Annotated in this window: 12 protein-coding genes and 1 riboswitch; of the genes, 6 read left to right on the forward strand and 6 right to left on the reverse strand. The window is 53.0% G+C overall.

Annotation, left to right across the window (positions count from 1 at the left end):
* Nucleotides 1-2: 2 nt before the first annotated feature.
* From FC75_RS04355 to FC75_RS04365, 3 genes are read left to right on the forward strand one after another with little or no spacing between them, the layout of a single operon-like run.
* Entirely contained in the window at nucleotides 3-1,040 is a 1,038-nt protein-coding gene (locus tag FC75_RS04355; RefSeq protein ID WP_056989239.1) for a WxLIP family cell surface protein, read from the forward strand.
* Nucleotides 1,040-1,360, forward strand: a complete 321-nt coding sequence (locus FC75_RS04360; RefSeq protein ID WP_054661292.1) for an LPXTG cell wall anchor domain-containing protein — start codon at nucleotides 1,040-1,042, stop codon at nucleotides 1,358-1,360. The genes FC75_RS04355 and FC75_RS04360 overlap by 1 nt, the downstream gene beginning before the upstream one ends.
* Nucleotides 1,350-3,215 (forward strand): lectin-like domain-containing protein, encoded by a 1,866-nt coding sequence (locus tag FC75_RS04365; protein WP_056989240.1) that lies wholly within the window; start codon nucleotides 1,350-1,352, stop codon nucleotides 3,213-3,215. Before FC75_RS04360 ends, FC75_RS04365 begins: the two co-directional genes overlap by 11 nt.
* Nucleotides 3,216-3,635: 420 nt before the next feature.
* Here the strand turns inward: FC75_RS04365 and FC75_RS04370 are convergent, their stop codons facing one another.
* The 6 genes from FC75_RS04370 to FC75_RS04390 all read right to left on the reverse strand — a co-directional run bounded on the left by FC75_RS04370 (nucleotide 3,636) and on the right by FC75_RS04390 (nucleotide 12,295).
* Nucleotides 3,636-4,352 carry a TasA family protein gene (locus tag FC75_RS04370; RefSeq protein WP_054661301.1) on the reverse strand — a complete coding sequence of 239 codons (717 nt, stop codon included), beginning with the start codon at nucleotides 4,350-4,352 and terminating at the stop codon, nucleotides 3,636-3,638.
* Nucleotides 4,333-4,881, reverse strand: coding sequence for a signal peptidase I (locus FC75_RS04375; RefSeq protein ID WP_056989241.1), 549 nt, complete (start codon nucleotides 4,879-4,881; stop codon nucleotides 4,333-4,335). The genes FC75_RS04370 and FC75_RS04375 overlap by 20 nt, the downstream gene beginning before the upstream one ends.
* 30 nt (nucleotides 4,882-4,911) lie before the next feature.
* A complete protein-coding gene (locus FC75_RS04380; protein WP_225350600.1) occupies nucleotides 4,912-8,970 on the reverse strand; it encodes a GH92 family glycosyl hydrolase in 4,059 nt (1,352 codons plus the stop codon).
* Between the two features lie 337 nt (nucleotides 8,971-9,307).
* Complete coding sequence (locus FC75_RS13225) at nucleotides 9,308-9,475, reverse strand: CAT RNA binding domain-containing protein (RefSeq protein ID WP_369385568.1); 168 nt, start codon at nucleotides 9,473-9,475, stop codon at nucleotides 9,308-9,310.
* 476 nt (nucleotides 9,476-9,951) lie between these two features.
* The gene (locus tag FC75_RS04385) at nucleotides 9,952-10,695 is read right to left on the reverse strand and encodes an amino acid ABC transporter ATP-binding protein (RefSeq protein WP_054661310.1); all 744 of its coding nucleotides are present in this window, start codon (nucleotides 10,693-10,695) and stop codon (nucleotides 9,952-9,954) included.
* Between the two features lie 13 nt (nucleotides 10,696-10,708).
* On the reverse strand, nucleotides 10,709-12,295 hold the full coding sequence (locus FC75_RS04390; protein WP_082397639.1) for an ABC transporter permease subunit: 1,587 nt from the start codon (nucleotides 12,293-12,295) through the stop codon (nucleotides 10,709-10,711).
* Between the two features lie 118 nt (nucleotides 12,296-12,413).
* Nucleotides 12,414-12,584, reverse strand: a riboswitch (Lysine riboswitch).
* 535 nt (nucleotides 12,585-13,119) lie between these two features.
* On the opposite strand from FC75_RS04390, the gene FC75_RS04395 reads away from it, so the two are divergent.
* Genes FC75_RS04395 through FC75_RS04405 form a run of 3 tightly spaced genes read left to right on the forward strand, consistent with a single transcriptional unit; the run spans nucleotide 13,120 to nucleotide 15,924 of the window.
* A complete protein-coding gene (locus tag FC75_RS04395; protein ID WP_056989242.1) occupies nucleotides 13,120-14,094 on the forward strand; it encodes a mannose/fructose/sorbose PTS transporter subunit IIA in 975 nt (324 codons plus the stop codon).
* Between the two features lie 42 nt (nucleotides 14,095-14,136).
* Nucleotides 14,137-14,961, forward strand: coding sequence for a PTS mannose/fructose/sorbose transporter subunit IIC (locus tag FC75_RS04400; protein WP_056989243.1), 825 nt, complete (start codon nucleotides 14,137-14,139; stop codon nucleotides 14,959-14,961).
* Nucleotides 14,962-14,979: 18 nt separating this feature from the next.
* Nucleotides 14,980-15,924, forward strand: coding sequence for a PTS system mannose/fructose/sorbose family transporter subunit IID (locus tag FC75_RS04405; protein WP_420843307.1), 945 nt, complete (start codon nucleotides 14,980-14,982; stop codon nucleotides 15,922-15,924).
* The last annotated feature ends 92 nt before the right edge of the window (nucleotides 15,925-16,016 follow it).

Genomic DNA, 16,016 nt, shown 5'->3' on the forward strand with positions numbered 1-16,016 from the left:
GCGTGAAGGTGCGGAAATGGTTGATGGGTGTGATCCTGATCGCCGGCAGTTTTTGGCTGCAAACCGGGCACGTGGTGCAGGCGGAAGGCGCGAGTTTTTCGGTGAGCCCACAAATCCCTGAGAATCAGCGCTCGGCGGTGTCGAATTACTATGATCTGGTGGTAAAGCCGGGGACAACACAGAACCTATCGCTTTCGGTTACCAACCGGACGGCGGAAGTGCGGCACGTGCGCCTGAGCGTGACTGACGCATGGTCGCAGTCGAATGGGCAGGTCAGTTACAGCCCCGGTGCGCCGGCGGACGACTCGGCCGAGCACCGGCTGACTGATCTGGGGCCGGCACCAATGACGCTGACCCTGGCACCCAAGGAAGTGAAAACCGTCACGGTCCCGCTCAAAATCCCCCCGGATGGGTTCCGGGGGGTCCTGTTGGGTGCGCTATATCTCGTGGATAATGAGCGGTCGGGCGGCGAAGAAAGTGGCGGGGTGGCCATCAAGAATCGGTTTGCCACGGTCGTCGGCGTGCAGCTGCAAACCTCGACCGGCGCGATCAATGGCATCGTCCCGCACTTGAAACTGCTGCGGGTGGGCGCCGGCGTGCACGATAACCAGCCCAGTGTGCTGGCGACCCTGCAAAACGATCGACCGACTTATTGGGGCAAAATGCGGCTGAAGGCGACCGTCACCAGGCGCGATCAAAAGACGGTCGTCATGCAGCGCGAGGCGGCTAATTACGCCGTGGCCCCTAACTCGCATTTTAATTTTGCGGTAACGAACCAGAAGGCGCTGGACCCCGGCGACTACACGCTGAATCTGGCGGTGACCGGGCCGCATGGGCATTGGCAGTTTCGCCGCAATTTTTCCATTCTGGTCGGTGAAGCGGAGAGTATCAACAAGGAGGTCGGCCTTAAGCGGCGGTTCGTCATGCCGTGGTGGGGCTGGGCGCTGATTGGCCTCGCGCTTCTGGTAGTGGTCGCGGCCTGCTGGTGGGTGCTGCACCGGCCAAGTAAGTCGCTGCTTCGTGAAAGGAGGGAGGCTTGATGCACCGAATACGAATTGGGTTGATCATGCTCGTACTGGCGGTGATTGCCGCGCCGGCCTCAATGGTGGGTGCAAGCGCCGAATCAGGGGCGACTGTTGCCGAGTTCGTGGTGACTGGCAAAACGCCGCCGCAGCAGAAACCGGCCCCTCCGTCGGTCGTGCACTATTCCCCGCGTGACCGACTGCCTGGCACCGGTGACACGCGGCAGTTGCCGCACACCGGTGATCAGACCAACCACTGGCTAGTGATTCTTGGCGGAGTTGTGATTGGCAGTTTGGGCCTGGCAGCGATGGTGAGGAGGGATGATCGTGAAGCATAAACGTTTTGCGCTTGTCTCAGCCATTGTGGCGGGAGCCCTGGCTATCGGCAGTCGGACCGCCGTGGTTCAGGCCGCGCCGGCCGCAGATTACTTGCCATGGCTGACCGGATCGTACCCGGAACCGATTGATCCTGCCACGGGGCTCCCGGCCTTTGTCCCTTTTGAAGAGGTGATGAGCCCCCTTTCTGGAACGAAGGACTCCAGCAAAGTTCTAACAAATGGAGATGGGAACCACGTCGCTGTAAAGGTGACGGATGGGCCGACCCAAAGCGGCTCGATTTGGAGCACCTATACGCTGGATCTGACCAAGAGCTTCGATGCACGAATGAACCTTTACTTTAATTCGGGCACAGATTTAGGCGACGGCATGGCGTTCGTCATGAGCGGCGCCAAACCAACCCAGGTCTATGGCATTGGCTCGGCGCTTGGTATCTGGCGGTCTCAGCTTAGAGATGGCGCGAAAATGGCCGCGCTGCCCAAGAGCTTTGCCATTGCCTTTGATACCACGGATAATCACGATCGCCAGGACCATAACGTTGTCCAAAAAGGGGCCGGTCAGTATGTCGGTTGGGGTTATCCAGCGCAACCTAACCAGTCCGCCAAAAGCTTAGGAATGCTGGGTACTGGGCTAGAAGACTTGCCGATTCAGTGGGCTTCGGGCAACAGTTATGGCGATCCGGGCTTGGGCGGCTACCAGGCGCTCGATAATGCGATGACTGACGGCACGTGGCACCCGCTGCACATTCATTGGGAGGCAGCAGGGGACGGTGGCGGCACGTTCTCGTTTCAATTCGCGGTTGGCAGCGAGGTTGTTGACCAGTCACTGACCTGGTCTCAAGATGATGTCGCGCGGTACTTTGACGGCACAACCGTTTACTGGGGCTTCACTGGGACGGCTGGGGCGTACGTTGAAGATGCAGTGGTCGCTTTTCAGAGCATTCCCGGGGTGTTGGATAACGGTATGACGGCCGAGGTGACTCAAGGCACTGTGTATCCGCGATCCGTCCTGAGCCAGGACTACACCATCACCTACGATCCAAACGCCAGCCTTCAAGCCTGGCCGCAACCGAGTGGTGGGCAGCAGAGCGCCTTGTACGCCCAGCTGCTAACCGGCAGTCATTACGGGTTTGTGGTGGCTAACGATGGTAACATTCACCTAGACCTAGGCGGCGGGAAGGAGCTGTTAGCCGATATCCCGGCCGGTGAACAGCCCGGCGATATAACTGACCGGGCAGGCAATTCGGTGAGGTATGTGAATAAGATCGCCCTAGATACTGTGCCGCCTTTTCCTAAAAACATGACGGTGCAGACGCTTAAGTTCAGCGCGCCGATCATCGCAAGAGAGGTTGGTGGCGCCGAAACCGTATCTGCCGGGACCGTGATTGGCAATAACGGCCAGGCGACGGCCAATGTTTCGCTGCCAGCTGTGGTTCCGGAGCCGCTGACCCTCGATGCGGTACCGAGCTTCAAGTTTGGTGAAGGTGATGCACCGAAAATCACCGTGGGTGAGCTGATCGATGGCCTGAACGCCAAGCCGGGCATTGCCTCGGGGAACATTTCTGCCGCGATTCCTGATGGCGCGACTAATCGCCTGACAGCCAAAATGGCGTCTTTTCAGCTAGGACCAGGCTACCAAGCCGGCAGCGCGCACCTGGCCTTTTCTTACAATGGGGCCATTCACACGCTGACAGACAATAACAGCGAGACAGAGCTTTTTAATGTGACCGGCAGTCAACTGCCCGATGGCACGGTGTCGAACCCGACTCTCACGATTGCGCCATATGCGCACGCAACCGTCGGCGTGCATAAGAGCTGTATTGAGTGGACCCTGACCTCCTCGCCGCCAATGAGGTAAGTAACACCTGCGTCAGCTAAGTCGTGGGGATAGTTCATAAGCCCAGGGCCGCCACTAAACGGGACGAAAAAGGCAACCGACGATTGGTCGATTGCCTTAATTTTGTATGAAAAGAGAGGACCTCTAAATGGGTAAAATTTAGTCTTCAACACCAGTTGACATAGAGCCGAAAAAGGGATTGCGAGCTGGCGATTCAGCGGTAGTCATTAGGAACGCAAAAGCCCCACCACCATCATCGAATGAATTCCGATTCTTCATCCGGTAACGGCGACAGGGCCTCGTATTCGCTGCGTTCGGAGACAGCCAATAGTGTGTTGTAAATTCTGTGTAATACTAGGTGATAATAAGGGTATTTCTAGAACTAAAACCTAAGACGTATGACAGCAATGATTTAATACAGTGTTTGGAAAGGTAAGTGAGTTACCGATTGGCGAGTGCGCGCAGGTGTGCCAATGCGTGCTGCGCTTGTGCATGGGTCGCTGAGGCGTCCTTAGAGGACCTTGTCGTTGGATTTTCCAATGGCAGAAGGTCGTCTTGAGTGAGTCCAAACGACTTCTTCATGGCACCGTCGAGCACCTGCGTAGTCTCCGTCTGGAGGTCAAGCTTGATGGCTGCACCTTGGTATTGGTTGCCCATCACGTCACCGTTGAAGGAATCAATCGCCTTGATGTTAACCGTCGTGCCCGGATCCAACAGAACGTAAGTTGCGCCAGACTTATCAGTGAACCAGTAAGCACCATCGTTGTCGAAGTAATCACCAGACGCTGGGCCAAAGACAAAGTTGATAGCGTTAGATGACGCAGCTTCGAACTTGCGCTGAGCGGCTGGAATCACCTTCATGTCGTTATCTGCGTAAGCAAACTTGATTTGATTGGCGTTTTTGATGCGCGTAACACTTGCCAGGGAGCCTTTGTTGGAAATCGTACCAGGCAAATCTACCTGGGTCCCCGGTTCGTAATTTTTTGAGACGTCCGGGGTGGGAATGTTAGTGGTTGTGCGCATCGTGCCAATTGAGATGTTTTGCGTAGACTCGCTACTAGCAGTGAACCAGGCGTAGGTGCCGCCGCCAACGCTCAGCAGTAATGCCGCTAGGGCTGCTGCAATTTTGCCACGGTTACTAATATGGAACTTTTTCATGATCTTTCTTCTCCTTCTGAGCTAGGATAATGATTTGGCGTAGTAGCCATAGCCCAATTAATACGCTGGCTGCGAAAGCCCAGCCAGCTGGCTGCTGGAAGAACAAGGCAACGTATCCAAGGTAGGGAATCACCAGCATTAACTTACCAAGCACATTTGCGCACGAAGTCAGTCTGGTATCTTCATAAGTATTAGCATCGCCTTTGGTTTCAAATCGTATGTCACCTGATCTTTTGGGTATAGCGACAACTCTGTGGGTTAGTACGGTGCCATCGACATTAGTGGAGATAATGTCTCCAGGGCGGATCTCGTGGGGATCAACTGATCGTGTGACGATTAAGCTGCCAACAGGCATCCGCGGGGCCATACTCCCACTTTGAACGACTCTGAAAGAAAGCGTGCCAGATGCCTGGTTGTAGAAGAGGCGATTGATACCAGTGAGTAGTAATAGCCCAAAAGCAATCAACAAAGCTAGGTTACATAGCCAACTGACGATGCGATGCTTGTTCTTTGGTTTGGATACGGACATTGCAATCCTTCCTTAACTAATTAGAAGTAACTAATTTGATACACGGACCAGCGTCTTGGCTGTGGTACCACCAGGGGCGGTCACATAGACGTAGCTCATACCGGATTTCTTGGCCGTTACCGTGCCGTCGGCGGAAACTGACAGAACATCGTCTTTCTGAACGCTCCAGATCAGGTCTTGGGCGTTGACACCTGTAGGGGTGGCGTTGAGCTTGATCTTCTGACCGCGTTTGACAATGTTCAGATTGGAATTGTTCAGCTTGACAGTCGCGTTCGTATCTTTCATGTCGCCAAGCAGTTCAATTTCGCCAATCTTACCTTCGCCGCCGTTGAACTGGATGCGATAGTGGCTGAAGGCTTTGTTCTTTTGGTCAACCAGGTAAGGCTTGGTCTGTTGATCATAGGTGAAGCCGACCTTGGTCTGGGTGCCGACCTTGGTCCACTTCTTGCCATCGTTGGAGCCGAGTACTGTGACAGACTTGAAGGTCGTATCCTTGTTGATGTTGGTCAGGGTCATCAGGCTGACAACGCGGGCCTTATCCAAGGTGACGTCGATGGTTGAACCATTCTTCACGTCAGTTGCGGTGTCACTGTTGTTATCAGTCAAGTTCTTCGCATCAGGAATTGCACTGTCAATCTTGACTGCCTTATCAAAGGCATCGGTCTTGACGTAAGGCGCCTCGGTGCCTTGGGTCAGGGAAGCAGGCTTATCTGATGGCTGGGTTCCGCGTGTCTTGTTCGGTGTTGCCGACATGTTGAAGGTCAAAGTGCCGCCCTTCATAAGGTCCTTGTAGTTCATGTACAGAGTGGAAACCGGCTTACCATTAAAGGTGACGCTGTCCACGTAGACATTTGTCTTGCTGTTGTTCGGTGCGTTGACGGTCAGCGTCTTGCCGTTTGGCAGCTGAACGGTTGCTTGATCAAACAGTGGAGAGCCCAGGACGAACTGGTTGGTCGCAAGGTTCTCTGGGTACAGCCCGAGTGCAGAGAGGATGTACCATGCAGAGGCTTCACCGTTATCTTCGTCACCTAAGTAGCCTTGACCGAAATCACTGCCAACATATAGGCGGCTCAGAATGTCGCGAACATACTTCTGAGTTTCGTAAGGCTTGTTGGAGAAAGCATACATATAAAGAATGTCGTGTCCTGGCTGGTTGCTGTGTTCGTATTCGCCCAGTTTGCCTTCGCGTTGTTCACGCGCTTCGTGAATCACAAAGTCACCTGGCTTCCAGTCGCCTGGTGTGGTGACAATTTGGTCGAGCTTTTGACCCAACCCGGCTGGACCACCGTACAGGTTGGCTAGGCCATTACCATCTTGCGGGACTGGTACTGCACCGTAGTCAAACGCATTTGTTTCTGTGTAGTCATGAGCCCATGAGCGGGGATCAAACGTGCTTGGCGTGGAGGTCCAACTGCCGTCAGTGTGCTTACCTTTGAACCAATCATCGGTCGCGGTCTTGCCACTGCCATCAAAGAGGTTGACATAGCTCAGCGCACGGTTCTTGAAGTACTCGGCTGCCCCTTTATCGCCCTTCTTAAGCGCCATCTGATAAAGGCCATAATCACTGATGTAGCCTTCGACTGACCATGAAAGGCCTTTGTCATCGGCTTCTGCTGGAACGTAGCCAATAAATTCAGACTGGTTTAAGTCAGTCCGGCCACCGTTAACCAAGTCCGTTGACTTAACTGTGGCGTTCTTCAAGGCTGCCTGATAAGCGTCATCACTGTCGAATGGAATGCCCTTGTTTAATGCATCGGCAAAGATGATGTCCTGGTTGGTGCCGACCATACTGTTGGTGCCACCCGGAGCGATCCAACGCGGAACCCAGGTGCTGTCCTTGAAGTGCTGGGTCAGGCCATTCAGGTAGCTGCTTTCCTTGTCAGGAGACAGTAGGGAGTAAGCTGACCAAGCAGTGCGGTAGGTGTCCCAGAAGCCGTTGTTGTAGTACATAACGCCATCTTTGGCGACCGGGTGCTCCATGTCGCCGCTGTACGGATCACTGTGAATCCACTGTGGCTTGTCATTTGTGCCCTTGTTTTCGCCGTAGAACGTCGGATACATGTAAAGGCGGTACAGGTTGGAGTAAAGTGTGGTCTTTTGAGCATCCGATGCGCCTTTGACTTGGATCTTGTTCAGCACAGAGTTCCAGTCGTTGGTAGTCTGGTTTTCCAGTTGACCAAAGGTGGTCTGCGCCAGCTCAAGGTCGTAGTTCTTCTTGGCTTGCTCTGCGCTGATAAACGAGGTGGCAACCTTCATGGTGACTTTGTTGCTATCGAAGCTGACGATCCCTTGTTTGCTGTTTTCAACCTTGGCCTGGGTGTAAGGCTGGTCAAAGGTCCCGTAGACGTACATCTGCTTCATGCCGTTATTACCGTTCTTTGTAATCTCGGTGAAGGAGTTGGTGGCCTTGTCAAAGGTAAGAGTACCGTCGCCCTTGGAGGAGTCAAAAATTACGTTCTTGTTTTTGGCCGAGTCGGCAAAGTTAAACTCAGTAATGGAACCGTGCATGCTTGGCGTCAAGCTGATCGAAGAACCGGCTGCGGCACCGCCGTCTGGGAACTTGATTGAGTAAAGTTGAGGCTTGGCAACTTCATCATCGTGGCTGAAGTTGGTCTCGTACTTGGTGTGGTCAATGTCAGCACCACTTTGAACCTTGCTGGCATCGATGGAAGTATTAGCCATGAATTGCCAAGTGCCGCGGTCGCCAACCCAAATGGATGGCTCGTGACTGATGGTGATGTGCTGGAATTTCCGGCCGCCATTTTGCTGGTATTGATACATCGTATCATTGCCGTATTCAGTAACTGGGGCCCAGAAGTTGAAGCCGTTTGGCACGGTCGTTGCCGGTACTGTCAAGCCGCGGGAAAAGTTTCCGTTAGAGTTGGTCCCGCGCAGCGTGTTGACGTAATCAACTGTACTGTTGATCGTTCTTTTGGCTTCATTACCAGAGAAGACCTTTACGTCATCCAGGAAGTTATCAAAGGTCTTCCCAGCGGTGGCGTTATCGTCTTCGAAGCTGACCATCATCTTGGTAATAGTCTTGCCAGCGGCGATTTCACCAATGTTTGTGGTGATCTGGTTCCACTGGTTGTAGTACAGTGACCGGGAATCACCTTGGGCTTCGGGTGTGACTTCAAACCCATCGGTACTGGTAGGTTTGAGGTCGCTCAGGTGTGTACCATCTGAGAACTCCAGGTCCACACTCATGTGCATCGGTGTGTACGAGTAATCGTAGTGGTTGTCATAGTTGTGCTGACCATCAGACGGATAGATCTTGTACTGTAGGTTTGTGTCCTTTTGTACCTTGAGATTTAGATTATCAATAATGTCATTGTGGGCATAAACCTTACCGGAATCAGTGACCTTGCCTTTAACTTCCAGAGCTTGCGCCCCTGTCCAGCCGACGTTGTTCTGTTGGTTAATGGCATCTGTCGGCCCGTTACTGAGTGTAGTTGCCATTTCTGATTTAGCGCCGGTGTCTTTGACGCCAGTCCCCAGAACTAATCCAGAGAATTGAGTCATCGGGGCACCGCCGTTTTTGCTTACGACCAGTTTAAACTGGTCGTAAGCTTTACTGGTTTTGATCTTGTAATTATTGTAAGTTTCCCGGCCGGAGAATGTCTGGTTGGTTTGCTTATCAATTGAAGTCCAGTTCTTTCCGTCGTTGCTGGCAAGTAATTCCCAGTCCGCCGGGTCACGGGTAGGCTCGTCATTGGCGGAGCTAATAGCATATTCCCCAATCTGTTCTGGCTTCGTAAGTGAAAAGCTAACCGAAATATTCTGACCGTTATTCTCGTTAGTATTGAATTTTGTTCCTACGTTCCCATCAAATAGATTCTGCTTGGTTTCCGAATCAGGGTTAAAGTCTGAACTTCCTTTAATGCTTGATTTATCGACCTCTGCACTGACATCACCGTCGACAACACTGCCGTAAGAAGCGGTAACACCTTTGGTGCCGAGCTTTGCATCAGTTTGATTGAGCTGAACTGGTGTCTTCTCATTTGCTTCAAACGACGTAAAGAACGACGAGGTGTCGTTCGTGCTACCTGCCGCGTGAGTGTACTGATTGTTGGTTGGTGCTAGGCTCATTAAAACCCCTGAGCAAACTAGTGTAACCAGCAATTCAATCTTTCTCTGCTTCTTCATGCTGAACCCCTTTTCCGCATTGCATTATAGAAAAAGTCAACTTGCTGTTTGGTCAATCCTGTCACTGTAAGCTGAAGGTACTGCCAGAAGCCCACGAATTAGAGTTTTGTACTCAGCTAAAATGACAATGACCGGTCCCAAACGGGTTATCCTGTGGACGAAAATAGTTATTAGTAAGCTGCAAGCGGTGCTGTTAATTAGATGCCACCCCTTTTCCCAAAGCTTACCGACAACTAGCGTTAGCTAATCGCTTTGACCAATCGTGCTGTTGAACAAAGACTTATTCAACCTGGGCCCAATCGATCTTATCGCCAGGATGCGCATTGAATCCTACGCCGCACCCCACGATAATTTTCGCGGTGCCGCGATCGTCCACCTGTACTAAATTGTTGTTGATCCGACGTGTAATCTTCACTTTCACCACCCCAAAGACTATATTTGTACACACGAATTTAGCGCTGTATAAAAATGACCTAATAACTTTAAGTTATTAGGTCATGCCGGAATTGTCCGTAACAAACCAACGTTAAAATCGCTTACACGTGAATGCTATCACGAACTTTGGCCTTGTCAACCTTATTTTACCTGTATAAACAAACACTATGATTAAAATCACAACGTTTTACAAGGGGTACCAATGCAGCGGAAAAATGATTCGGCTTAATGGGGCGCGTACCTGACAGTCAAGCTTGCCACAATAGCATAACAGAATTTATAAATGCAAATAACATATGGAAATTTTTGGGCCAACGGTTAAAAGTCGTCTTGCCGGGAAACTCTTTTTTATATGCGGCTTCAAGCGTCACAAGGGGGCTCGACTTGTCAGCTTTACCACCACTTTAGCTGATAGCGAAAGTGGCGAAGAATGATTCCATCGAATCATTCTTCGCCACTATGGTTAGTCTGTTTTATGCTGATGACGGATTAGATCCGGCTCAGGTAGCGCTTCAAGAAGTCCTGGGTGGCCTGTTGCTGCGGGTGACCGAAGAGTTCGTCCGGCTTGCCGGTTTCCGCGATGACGCCTTCGTGCATGAAGACGACTTTATCTGAAACGTCGCGGGCAAAAGCCATTTCGTGGGTGACGATGATCATCGTCAGCCCAGTGTGGGCCAGAGCGGTCATGGCGTTCAGGACGTCGTCGACCATTTCGGGGTCAAGGGCCGAGGTCGGCTCATCGAACAGCAGGACCTCGGGATCCATGGCCTCGGCCCGGGCGATGGCGACCCGCTGCTGCTGGCCACCGGAAAGCTGGGCCGGCTTGGCGTTGACGAACGGATCCATGCCGACACTGTTCAGCAGTTCCAGCGCATGCTTTTTCGCCTCGTCGGCGCCGCGGTTGAGCACGGTTTGCTGACCGACCATGACGTTTTGCAGCACAGTCAGGTTGTTGAACAGGTTAAACGACTGGAACACCATGCCGACATGGGCGCGGTACAGCGGCAGGTTAAAGTCGTCGGTCAGGATGCTTTTGCCGTGGAACAAAATGTCGCCATCCGTTGGGGTTTCGAGCAGGTTGACGTTGCGTAGCAGGGTCGACTTGCCGGAGCCGGAGCGGCCGATGATGGAGACCACCTGGCCTTTGTCGACTGTTAGGTTGATGTCCTTTAAGACCTCGTGAGTGCCGAAGGACTTTTTTAAATTACGCACTTCAATAATGGGTTCTGACATGTTTTTGTCCTCCTTACTTGATCTTTGGGGTGTCAACTTGCATCTGGTTGGTCATCAAATCGTAATCCTTGGGCCCATCCATCCGCTTTTCGACCAGTCTGAACAGCCGGCTGATGGTAAAGGTGAGCAGCAGGTAGATCCCGGCGACGACCAGGTAGGTGTGGAAGAACTGGAAGTTCTGACCCGCCACGGTTTCGGCGCTGAAGAACAGTTCGGAAACGGAGATGACGGACAGCACTGACGTATCCTTGATGTTGACGATGAATTCATTGGTGACGGCCGGCAGGGAATTGCGAATCGCTTGCGGCAGGATGACCTTGGTCATGGTTTGCCAGTGGGTCATGCCCAGCGCGTGTGCGGCTTCGAACTGGCCGGAGTCGACAGAGGTGATGCCCCCACGGATGATTTCAGAGATGTAAGCCCCGGTGTTAATAGACACAATGAACAAGGCGGCCACGGTACGGTCCATGTTGACGTGAAACGCGAGGGCGGCGCCGTAGTAAACGACGGCGGCCTGGACGATCATTGGGGTGCCCCGGAAGACTTCAATGTAGACGGCGAGCAGCCAGTTGCCGATGGCCCGCAGACCGCGTTTGCCGCGGTTCTTGGGTACCGGGGTGGTGCGGGCGATGCCGACCAGCAACCCGATCAGGAAACCAACGACGGTCCCAATCAGGGAGATGAACAGCGTCATACCGGTCCCACGCAGGAGCATCGGGCCGTACTGCTTCAGCAGGGCGACGAACCAGTTGCCCTGACTGGTGGTGGATGGCTGGTCCGCGACGGCCTGGTTCATTAACTGATCACGCTCTTTTTGCGGGATCTTTGCCAGCTCGGCGTTGATCTTGGCCTTGTCCGGGTCGTTCTTACGGATCCCAATCGCCAGATCCACGTCCTCCGGGTTGGTCTTGAAGCCATTTTTCTTGGAGAAACGCAGGTAGGTCAGATCGGGGTTGGCATTTTCGGCGGTGATGCCCTCAGGCACTTCGGAGACATAGCCGTCGATGGTGCCGGATTCAAGCGCCACCCGCATGGCGGGGAAGTTATCCATGGCGGGTTCCTTGATGACGCCCTTCATTTGCTTGATGGCCTGATAGTGGAAGGTCGACAGCTGCGCCGTGATCTTGGCGTTCTTGAAATCATTGATGCTCTTGGCTTTGGCGTACTTACTGTCGCGGCGTACCACGACGGTCAGCTTGCTGGCGTAGTAGGTATTGGTAAAATCGATGGTCTTGCGGCGTTCAGGCGTCGGGCTCATGCCCGCGATGATGGCGTCGATCTTGCCGGAGGTCAATGCCGGCGGCAGGCCATTCCAGGACGTCTTGACGACGACGACCTTTTTGCCCAAGGCCTTGGCGACCTTCTTGGCCATCTGGACGTCATAACCGTTGGCGTAATCCGAGCTGCCTTGGATCCTGACAGCGCCGTTCGCGGCCGTGTTTTGGGTCCAGTTGAACGGGGCGTAGCCGGCTTCCATGCCGACCTTGAACGTGCCCTTGGTTGCGGCGGCCACGTGCTGTGGCGTGCCGGCGCTGATGCCCGCCGCCACGGCGAGCAGTGCGAGACCGCTGACAAGGCGGCCCCAGAAATGCTTCTTCATCATTAAAAACTCCCTTCGTGTTGTCCCAAGTTAACTTGGTGAACCACGCGGGAAATAGAGAAGTAAAAAGGCCGGCCTATAAGTGAAATAGGCCGACCGATGATTTCAGTGGTTAAACCAGAATCATAGCGCTCCGAAGCTAGGCTTCGACAGTCCAGCGGGTTTCCCCAAACTGGCCCAACGCGCCCTGCCCCTGTGGCAGAATGCGTTTCGGCGGATTCGCTTACGGCTGATTCAACGTGACAGGCACTCCTCAGCGTTCGTCGTTTCCGCGACCTCTATTTCTTAGTGGTAAATTCAGTTGTCGCTTGCCAGTTTATGCGTCCGAAACCGCCGTGTCAAGGCGTTTGCTTAAGATAACGGTTTCAGCTGTGACCACCTGGGATACTGTCACAGGCGGTGAAGGTTATTGCGTTGGGCAAACCCTTAAGCTAGGGAGATGGCCTATCATCTCTTTCTGAGGCTTAGTCGCGGTTTGTATGAATTATTTTACTAACTAAAGGTTTATTCATCGATTAGAATTTTGTTTGTGGCCGGCGGTTTGTCGGCCTGTGTTAGAGAATGACGAGACTGGTACGCGTTTCAGACAAAAGCGGTTCGGATCGTGCGCTTAGCCAAAATTAATCATAAAAATTTTTTAGCCGCGAGCCTTAGTAGTAAGTGGTGTTTCATGAAAACGATTGTTTTTTTGAAGCTTCAACCTTTGCAATCGCAACCATTTTTGTGCAAACTATCTGCTGGACCGTGACACGTCACCCAACTTTTTGAGTTAAATCCGAATGGTGGCGCTATCAGGTCTAAATACATATAGGAGGCGACAAACAATGGTCGGAATCATCCTTGCTAGCCACGGCGATTTTGCCAAAGGCATTATGCAATCAGGTCAGATGATCTTTGGTGAGCAGAAGAATGTTGAAGCAGTGACATTCCAGCCCAACGAAGGCCCGGACGACTTGAAAGCACACCTCGAGGAAGCCATTGCGAAGCTCGACTCAGATGATCAGGTCCTGTTCCTTATCGATTTGTGGGGCGGCTCTCCGTTCAACCAGTCTAACGGGTTGTTCGAGCAGCACAAAGATAAGTGGGCCATCGTCACTGGGTTGAACCTACCAATGCTGATTGAGGCATACGGTTCCCGTTTGTCCATGGATTCAGCGCACGATATTGCGGCGCACATTATTGAGTCAGGTAAAGACGGTATCAAAGTCAAGCCTGAAGAACTGGCACCAAAGGCGGTACCTGCTGCAGCACCAGCGCAGCACGTCAGCGGCGGTAAGCCAGGGAAGATGAGTTACGTTCTGGCTCGGATCGACTCTCGTCTGCTTCACGGGCAAGTTGCGACGGCTTGGAGCAAAGAGACCAAGCCAACGCGGATCATTGTTGTATCGGACGGTGTCGCACACGACAAGCTGCGTAAACAGCTGATCACTGAAGCGGCCCCATCAGGTGTTAAGGCTCACGTCATTCCAATTGATCAGATGATCAAGATCGCCAAAGACGACAAGCACTTCGGCGGCGAAAAAGCGTTGCTATTATTCGAAACACCGGAAGACGCGAAAAAGGCCATTGACGGCGGCGTGCCGCTGAAGGAACTGAACGTTGGTTCCATGGCGCACTCAGTCGGCAAGGTTCAGCCGAACAAGGTCCTGGCCTTTGACCAGACCGATATTGACACGTTCAAGGCCTTGGAAAAGGAAGGCGTCACCTTCGATGTTCGGAAGGTCCCAACCGACAACAAGGACAACATGGACGCAATCCTCAAGAAGGCGCAAGACGCGCTGGATGCACAGAACAAGTAGCAATAGATTATATTCCTAATTAAATTTAAGGAGGATATTCACATGGATTTGAACTTTCTTCAAATCATCGGGGTCCTCATCGTGGCGTTCCTGGCAGGGATGGAAGGGGTTCTTGATGAATTCGAATTCCATATGCCAGTTGTAGCGTGCACGCTGATCGGGTTGGTCACTGGCCAGCTCATGCCTTGCCTGATTTTGGGTGGGACCTTACAGATGATTGCCCTTGGCTGGGCCAACGTTGGTGCCGCGATTGCACCTGACGCTGCCTTGGCCTCAGTTGCTTCTGCTATTATTCTGGTTCTTGGCGGTCAGGGCCGTGCCGGAGTTAACTCCGCGATCGCCCTTGCGGTTCCGCTGGCGGTTGCCGGCCTGCTGCTGACCACCTTGGTTCGTACGGTTGCAACCGCGGTTGTCCACCTGATGGACCACGCGGCTGAAGAAGGCAGCTTTAAGATGCTGGACTTCTGGCAGTATGTTGCCATTGCTTTGCAGGGTCTGCGTATCGCGATCCCTGCCGGCTTGATCCTGGCTGTTGGTGCCGGTCCTGTTCGTTCCCTGCTTGGCCTCATGCCTAAGTGGTTGACGGATGGCCTGGGCATCGGTGGTGGCATGGTCGTTGCAGTTGGGTACGCCATGGTTTTGAACATGATGGCGACCCGCGAAGTATGGCCATTCTTCATCATCGGTTTCGTTTTGGCAACCATTTCCCAGTTGACCCTGATCGGCCTTGGCGCGATCGGTGTGTCCCTGGCGCTGATCTACCTGACCCTGTCCAAGATGGGCGGTTCTTCTAGCAGCAATGGCGGCTCTTCTGACAACAATGGTGGCTCCGGCGATCCAGTCGGCGACATCATCGACAACTATTAGAGAAGGAGGTAGAAAAATATGGCTGATACAGCTGAAGTACAAGCAAGTTTGGCTGAACACAAGTACAGTTTAACGAAAGCTGACCGGATGAAGGTTTGCTGGCGTTCTACCTTCCTTCAGGGTTCATGGAACTACGAACGTATGCAAAATGGTGGCTGGTGCTACTCCTTGGTTCCTGCCATCAAGAAGCTCTACACGAAGAAGGACGACCAGATCGCCGCTTTGAAGCGACACATGGAGTTCTTCAACACTCACCCGTACCTGGCTTCACCGGTTATCGGTGTGGTCCTGGCGCTGGAAGAGGAACGTGCCAATGGCGCCCCAATCGATGACGTTGCCATCCAGGGCGTTAAGGTCGGCATGATGGGTCCTCTGGCCGGTGTCGGCGACCCAGTCTTCTGGTTCACCGCTCGTCCTATCCTTGGTGGTCTGGCTGCGTCCTTGGCGCTGGCTGGGAACATCATGGGCCCAATCATTTTCTTTGTCGTTTGGAACCTGATGCGTGTGGCCTTCATGTGGTACACCCAGGAATTCGGCTACAAAGCCGGGTCTCGGATCGCGGACGACATGTCCGGTTCCCTGCTTCAGGATGTGACCAAGGGTGCTTCTATCCTCGGGATGTTCATTCTGGGTTCTCTGATCAACCGTTGGGTCACCGTTAAGTTCACCCCAGTGGTTTCGACGATCACTCAGCAAAAGGGTGCTTACATTGAATGGTCGAAGTTGCCGAAGGGCGCTGCGGGCATCAAGGAAGCACTGACTGAGCAGGCAAACGGCCTTTCTCTGGACAAGATGAAGGTCACCAAACTGCAGAACAACTTGGATCAACTGATTCCAGGTCTTGCAGCGCTGCTGCTGACCCTGCTTTGCATGTGGCTCCTCAAGAAGAAGGTTTCCCCAATCGTTGTTATCTTGGGCCTCTTCGTTGTTGGTATCGTGTTCCATGTCTGGGGTCTCATGTAAGTTTAGACCTGTTGGCCTCGGGGCGTCAGCTCCGAGGCTTTTCTTTTGATGAGGCGCCACGGCTGCGTGGCGTATAATAAACAGTAAAGTGG

Origin of the sequence: Lacticaseibacillus camelliae DSM 22697 = JCM 13995, assembly GCF_001436615.1 — a bacterium.
Taxonomy (GTDB): Bacteria; Bacillota; Bacilli; order Lactobacillales; family Lactobacillaceae; genus Lacticaseibacillus; species Lacticaseibacillus camelliae.